Below are 7177 nucleotides of genomic sequence, written 5' to 3' on the forward strand. Positions count from 1 at the left end.
GTAGTCAGCCGCCTTTGCTGCCGGAGCCGCATACTTCTCCAGGCTGAAATAGTCACTACCGACAACCATCAGCAGTTCCGCCACCATGACACCCGATATCGCAATGCCAAGCGGAAGATATTTCATAAACCGGCGCGCATCTCGGAAAGATCGATATCCAGCATCATGACAACGAACAGGAACAGCACCATTACGGCACCGACATAGACCAGTACCAGGGCAATGGCAAGGAACTCTGCCTCGGCCAGCATCCACAGTGCAGAGGCATTAAAGAATGCCAGCACCAGGAAGAGTACCGAGTGAACCGGATTCCTGCGTGTGATTACCATTACTGCTGAAAAAATCAGCATAGCGGCAAAAACGTAGAAGAGAATTTTTTCAACACTCATGATGCTTTCCACTTACCTGTACTGTGCTTGTGCCGCACGGTCAGCAGCAATCTGTTCTTCAAAGCGTTCACCATTTTCAAGCAGTTTCTGCTTGTTGATGACACTCCCCTCACGGCTCTCGAAGTGATACTCATAGAGTCGGGTTTCCACGATCGCATCAACCGGACAGGACTCCTCGCAGAAGCCACAGAAAATACACTTGAAGAGATCGATGTCATAACGGGTTGTACGTCTCTGTCCATCTTCGCGCGGTTCTGCCTCGATGGTGATCGCCAGCGCAGGGCATACAGCCTCGCACAATTTACACGCGATACAACGCTCCTCACCATTAGGATAACGGCGCTGCGCATGCAGTCCGCGAAAGCGCGGTGATACTGGCGCCTTCTGGTCGGGATAGAGGACGGTGAACTTCTTGCGGAAGAAGTATTTGCCCGTCAGCTTCATGCCCTTCAGCAGTTCAAACAGGAACAGGCTCTTTACATAGTTGGTCACGGCTTTCATCAGTCAAACCACCATGGCATTTCGTAGACGACCGCCAGTCCGACGACCAGGATCCAGACAATCGTAATCGGCATGAAGACTTTCCAGCCAAGGCGCATGATCTGGTCATAACGATAGCGTGGGAAAGTCGCACGGAACCACAGCAGCAGCACCATGAAGACAAATGTTTTGGCGAATAGCCAGACAATTCCCGGTACCCATTCGAAATATTGCTGAAGAATGGTTCCCTCGAACGGCGACAGCCAGCCACCCCAGAACATCAGCGCGGTCAGCGCCGAGATCAGGATCATGTTGGCATATTCGGCGAGGAAGAAAGCAGCAAAGGTCATGCCGGAATATTCGACATGGAAACCGGCAACGATTTCAGATTCACCCTCAGCAACGTCGAATGGTGCACGGTTGGTTTCAGCCACACCGGCAATCATATAAACCATGAAGAGTGGAAACAGCGGCAACCAGAACCAGTGAGCTGCACTACCCGCCTGCGCGCGCACAATATCACCAAGATTCAGAGAACCGGCAGCGACCAGCACGCCTACCAAGGCAAAACCCATGGCGATCTCGTAGGCAACGATTTGTGCCGCGGAACGCATGGCACCGAGGAATGCGTATTTTGAATTTGAAGACCAGCCGGCGATGATGACGCCGTAAACAGCCAGCGAGGTCAGTGCAAGAATGTAGAGCAAGCCAGCATTGATATCTGCGAGTACGAGGTTCTCGTCAAACGGAAAGACGGCCCAGGCTGCAAGCGCCGGGCCCAGCGTCAGCATGGGGGCAATAACAAACAGAAAAGGATTCGCCCTGGTCGGAATGACAATTTCCTTGAACATCAGTTTCATGGCATCCGCAATCGGCTGACCCAGCCCCTGCAGCCTGAAACCGAAGAACCCGACCCGGTTGGGGCCGATGCGCACCTGCATGGCACCGATAACACGACGCTCGAGCCAGGTGTAATAGGCAACGACAATCATCAACGGTAAGACGATGACAACGATCTTGATCCAGATCTGCACGATAACCGGTAGTGACTCCCACAGTGCGATCATTGATTCAATCATGAGATCACTCCTGTTTCTGCCTTTTTAATCTCGCTGTTTCCCCACATCAAATCACCTGACTGGGAGGCGTACACCAGGACACCTTCACACAACTCATCATCTGTAACGATCTTTGCGCTGCAGTGGTTTTCGCCCTGCCTGAGTATTGCCCAGTTACCATCTGTCAAACCGTGTATCGATGCTGTTTGCGGATGCATTCTGAACACGCAGCGTGCATCTTCGGTTGACTGAAGTGGTTCGCTACGGCGTACAACTGCATCAACACTGTAAGCAGGAACATAGGGCGTCGCCTCTACTCCGCCAGCCTCGATTTTGCTCACGCCTGTGCCAGACTGGCCAACCTTCATATCAGGCAGGCTGTCATCACATTGTTGTATAACCTCGTTGCAAACATCTTCAGAGCTCTCGAAATCAAATCCTTCCAGTTCGAGAAAGTTGCCCAGTACACGAAGAATTTTCCAGCCGGGTCGTGATTCACCCTTGGGCTTCACCAGACCGCTGAAACTCTGCATATCGCGTTGAGCATTAACATAGGTTCCGGATGTTTCACTAAAAGGTGTCATTGGCAGTACGACATCTGCAACTTCCATCAACGCATCAGACACGTAGGCCGAAACGGCAATAACCGATTCGGTTCCTCGCAGTGAATTCACCAGTGCACGACCACGTGCCACATCGGCCATCGGTTCAACACCTAGCAGCAATGCACATTGCGGTGGTGGCGTCATCATCTCGTTAACCGAGCGACCTGACACTGCAACAGGCTTGCCGCCAGGCAACCTGTTGGGTACTGCTCCTGCAAGCCAGGCACCAACACTGTTGGCAGCCTCGGGGATAATACCCAGGGCACAGCCGGTTGCTTCAGCAATACGCGCAGCAGTATCGCGAACGATTGAATAATCAGGATGTGAGACGGCGATATTACCAAGCAGAACAACTGCATCAGCAGCTGAACGCAGACGTTCAGCAATTGTACGTATTTCATCACTGACAGGCATTTCATCATCACCGGCGCCAACCGCACTGGCAAGTGCCTGCAAAGTCTTGACCATCTCGGATGGTTTGACCACTAGCGATGGTCCAGCGGTGCAATTCGCCTCAGTTGATAGAGGGTTGATCGACATGACGCTTGCGCCACGATTGGCAGCGAGTCGCAGGCGATGATTTATCATCGGCTGTTCCTTGCGCACGTTCGATCCAACCAGCAGGACTGCATCGGAACGCTCGAGATCGTCGAGAGTAACGCCCAGCCAGCTCACCTGCGGGTCTGCCGCATCGCCACGGAAATCGATCTGGCGAAGACGATGATCAATATTGTTACTGCCCATACCGCGCACCAGTTTCTGCGCAAGGTACATCTCTTCAAGCGTGGCAGATGGTGATACCAGTGTCATCACCTCGTCGGGATGCGTCTTCATATTGGCGAGGGATTCTGCAGCCTTGTTAAGTGCAACATCCCAGGAAACCGTTTTCAGTGATCCACCTTCGCGAACCATCGGCTGGGTGAGCCGCTCTTCGTGATCGAGGCCTGCGTAGCCGAAACGGTCACGATCAGAGATCCATGTCTGGTTAATTGCATCATTCTCGCGCGGCACGATACGCATCACCTTGCCGCTACGCACATGCGCATAGAGGTTCGAGCCAACAGAGTCATGTGCTGCAATTGTCTCTTGCTGGGTCATCTCCCAGGCTCGTGCTGTATAGCGGAATGGTTTTGAAGTCAGTGCGCCTACCGGGCAGAGATCAATCACGTTGCCCGACAGTTCGGAAGTCATCGCATGTTTGACATAAGTACCAATCTTGGTGTGTTCACCACGACCTGTTGCACCCAGTTCACGCAGTCCGGCAATCTCTTCGCCAAAACGCACACAGCGCGTGCAGTGTATGCAGCGAGTCATTTCAGTGGCAACCAGTGGGCCGATATCAGGATCAGCAACTACGCGCTTGTTCTCGGAGAAACGTGAAACGTCATTACCGTAACCGATGGCAACGTCCTGAAGTTCACACTCGCCACCCTGGTCACAGATCGGGCAATCCAGTGGGTGATTGATCAGCAGGAACTCCATAGTTCCTTTCTGGGCTGCGCGTGCCAGTGGCGACTTGGTAAACACCTTCATACCATCGGCACAAGGTGTTGCACAGGCAGGCAACGGCTTGGGTGCATTCTCTACTTCGACAAGGCACATACGGCAGTTAGCCGAAACCGAGAGATGCTTGTGATAGCAGAAACGCGGAACCGTGATACCGGCCTCGTCAGTGACATCGATCAGTATCTGACCGGGCTTTGCCGGCAGCTGCTTGCCGTCTACTTCTATTGTAATGGTCTGTTCTTCACTCATTGCCATTACACCATGCATTTTCCGTGATCGATATGAAACTGGAATTCATCTCGATAATGTTTTAGAAAGCCTGCAACAGGCATTGCTGCTGCATCACCCAGTGCGCAGATAGTGCGCCCTGCAATTTTTGCTGCGACATCATCAAGCAGGTCGAGGTCTTCCTGCCTGCCCTGTCCGTTTTCGATCCTGTGGATCACGCGGTGCATCCAGCCGGTACCCTCACGGCATGGCGTACACTGCCCGCACGACTCCTCGTAATAGAAGTAGGAGATGCGGTCGAGAACCTTGACCATGCAGTTGGTGTCGTCCATCACGATGACCGCTCCTGAACCGAGCATTGAATCGGCACTGGCGATGCTGTCGTAATCCATATTCAGTTCCATCATCTGCTCGCCCGGGATAACCGGGGATGATGAACCGCCGGGAATGACCGCTTTCATTGTGCGCCCATCCTTCATGCCGCCCGCAAGTTCCAGCAAGTCGCGAAACGGTGTTCCCATGGGGATTTCATAGTTACCGGGACGGTTGACGTTACCCGAGATAGAAAAGAGCTTGGAACCGCCGCTGTTAGGCACGCCAAGATCGGCAAACCACTGTCCACCTTTGTCGAGTATCACAGGAATCGAAGCGAAGGACTCAGTGTTATTAATTACGGTCGGCTTGCCGAAGAGGCCAAACATCGCCGGGAACGGCGGTTTGAATCTTGGCTGACCTTTCTTGCCCTCGATCGACTCGAGAAGCGCGGTCTCTTCACCGCAGATGTAAGCACCGCCACCAAGATGGCTGTGGATGTCGAAATCAAATCCTGAGCCAAGAACGTTCTTGCCAAGATAACCGGCAGCACGCGCCTCTTCAAGCGCCGCTTCAAAGCGGAAATAGGGCTCGCGGAACTCGCCACGAATATAGTTGTAACCGGCAGTGCCGCCAATCACGTAGCCACAGATGATCATGCCCTCGATCAGCTGGTGCGGGTTATACCTGAGAATGTCGCGGTCTTTGAATGTACCCGGCTCGCCCTCGTCCGAGTTACAAACCACGTATTTTTCAACGGGCGTGGTGCGATTGATAAAGCTCCACTTCAGGCCAGTCGGAAAACCGGCGCCGCCACGGCCACGCAGACCGGAGAGCTTGACTGCCTCGATAATCTCGTCAGGTGAGGTCTTCTCGCGCAGAATCTTCTCGAGAACCTTGTAACCTCCCTCTTGCCGATACTGCTCAATCGTCCAGGGAGCATCACGGTGCAGGGTGCGAAAACAGACTTCGTTTGCCATTACTCCAGCCCCTCCAGGATCGAATCGATCTTCTCCGTTGTGAGATTCTCGTAGTAATGGTCGCCGATCTGCATCATCGGGGCGCCACCACAGGCACCGAGGCATTCGACTTCCTTGATGCTGAACTTTCCGTCTTTGGTCACCTCACCAAAACTGATGCCGAGACGTTTGTTCAGGTGATCGAGAATTGAATCCGAGTTATTCACCATGCAGGAAATGTTGGTACACAGGCATATCTTGTGACGCCCCACCTCCTTGTGTTCATACATGGAGTAGAAGGTTGCAACCTCGTAGACGGCAATCGCAGGCATATCGAGATAAGCCGCCACCTGGTCCATGAGTTCGCGTGTCAGCCAACCACCGTTCATCTCCTGCACAGCAGTCAGTGCCGGCATGCAGGCGGACTGCTTCCAATCTGCCGGATACTTGGCAATGTGCTTGTCGATTTCCGCCCGAACCTCGTCGGTGAAGAGTGATGTTTTATCTATTTTCATCTCTATCTGTCTATCTCACCGAAAACAATATCCATGGTGCCGATAATGGCGACCACGTCGGCCAGCATGTGTCCCTTGGCCATCGTCTGCATTGCAGAGAGGTGTGCAAAACCTGGCGCACGAACCTTCAGCCTGTAAGGCTTGTTAGCACCGTCGGAAACGATATAACAGCCGAATTCACCCTTGGGTGCCTCAACAGCTGCATATACTTCGCCTTCTGGCGGACAGTAGCCTTCTGTAAAGAGTTTGAAGTGATGAATCAGGGACTCCATGTCATCCTTCATGTCGGCGCGCTTTGGCGGCGCAACCTTGTGATCACCAATCATGACCGGACCGGGGTTGTCGCGCAGCCACTGAACGCACTGCTTGATATTGCGAGCTGACTGGCGCATCTCCTCCATGCGTACCAGGTAACGGTCATAGCAATCGCCGTTAGTACCGACCGGTATATCAAAATCGAGCTTGCTGTAGGCGGCGTATGGCTGCTTCTTGCGCAGATCCCAGGCAACGCCGGAGCCGCGCAGCATGGGGCCGGTAAATCCCATGTTCTTTGCATCTTCAGGCGACACCACGCCGATTCCAACGGTACGCTGTTTCCAGATACGGTTGTCGGTCAGCAGTGTTTCGTATTCATCGATGCAGTTTGGAAAACGGTCGGCAAAATCCTCGATAAAGTCGAGCAGCGAGCCTTCGCGCGCACTATTGCGGTAATCCGCATCTTTCTGCTTGAGCCACTTGTTCGCCTCGTACTTCGGCATCTGGTCAGGCAGGTCGCGGTAGACGCCGCCGGGACGGTAATAGGTCGCGTGCATACGCGCACCGGAGACTGCCTCGTAGCAGTCCATCAGATCCTCGCGCTCACGGAAAGCGTAAAGGAACACCGTCATGGCGCCAAGGTCGATGCCATGGGTACCGAGCCACATAAGGTGGTTCAGGATGCGCGTAATCTCGTCAAACATGGAACGGATATAAAGCGCACGTTCCGGTACCTGGATACCGAGAAGTTTTTCAATTGCCAGCACGTAGCCGTGCTCGTTACACATCATAGATACATAGTCGAGGCGATCCATGTAACCGATGCTCTGGTTATAAGGCTTGGTCTCGGCGAGTTTTTCAGTACCGCGA

7 protein-coding genes are annotated in these 7177 nt (G+C 53.4%); all 7 read right to left on the bottom strand.

All coding sequences use genetic code 11. The features are described 5' to 3' along the window. Positions 1-122: 122 nt before the first annotated feature. Positions 123-389 (bottom strand): NADH-quinone oxidoreductase subunit J, encoded by a 267-nt coding sequence (locus tag BOW51_RS05565; protein ID WP_370738157.1) that lies wholly within the window; start codon positions 387-389, stop codon positions 123-125. A 12-nt stretch (positions 390-401) separates the two neighbouring features. After that, entirely contained in the window at positions 402-890 is a 489-nt protein-coding gene (gene nuoI / locus BOW51_RS05570) for an NADH-quinone oxidoreductase subunit NuoI (protein WP_135568082.1), read from the bottom strand. Continuing rightward, complete coding sequence (gene nuoH, locus BOW51_RS05575; RefSeq protein ID WP_078476836.1) at positions 890-1936, bottom strand: NADH-quinone oxidoreductase subunit NuoH; 1047 nt, start codon at positions 1934-1936, stop codon at positions 890-892. Before nuoH ends, nuoI begins: the two co-directional genes overlap by 1 nt. Positions 1937-1944: 8 nt before the next feature. Continuing rightward, entirely contained in the window at positions 1945-4287 is a 2343-nt protein-coding gene (gene nuoG / locus BOW51_RS05580; RefSeq protein ID WP_078476837.1) for an NADH-quinone oxidoreductase subunit NuoG, read from the bottom strand. Positions 4288-4292: 5 nt separating this feature from the next. Then, positions 4293-5558, bottom strand: a complete 1266-nt coding sequence (nuoF, locus tag BOW51_RS05585; RefSeq protein ID WP_078476833.1) for an NADH-quinone oxidoreductase subunit NuoF — start codon at positions 5556-5558, stop codon at positions 4293-4295. After that, positions 5558-6052 carry an NADH-quinone oxidoreductase subunit NuoE gene (gene nuoE, locus BOW51_RS05590; protein WP_078476834.1) on the bottom strand — a complete coding sequence of 165 codons (495 nt, stop codon included), beginning with the start codon at positions 6050-6052 and terminating at the stop codon, positions 5558-5560. The genes nuoF and nuoE overlap by 1 nt, the downstream gene beginning before the upstream one ends. A gap of 2 nt (positions 6053-6054) precedes the next feature. Next, on the bottom strand, positions 6055-7177 hold a 1123-nt coding region (locus BOW51_RS05595), incomplete at its 5' end, for an NADH-quinone oxidoreductase subunit D (protein WP_078476835.1).

The organism is Solemya elarraichensis gill symbiont (genome assembly GCF_002021095.1).
Lineage (GTDB): Bacteria > Pseudomonadota > Gammaproteobacteria > Chromatiales > Chromatiaceae.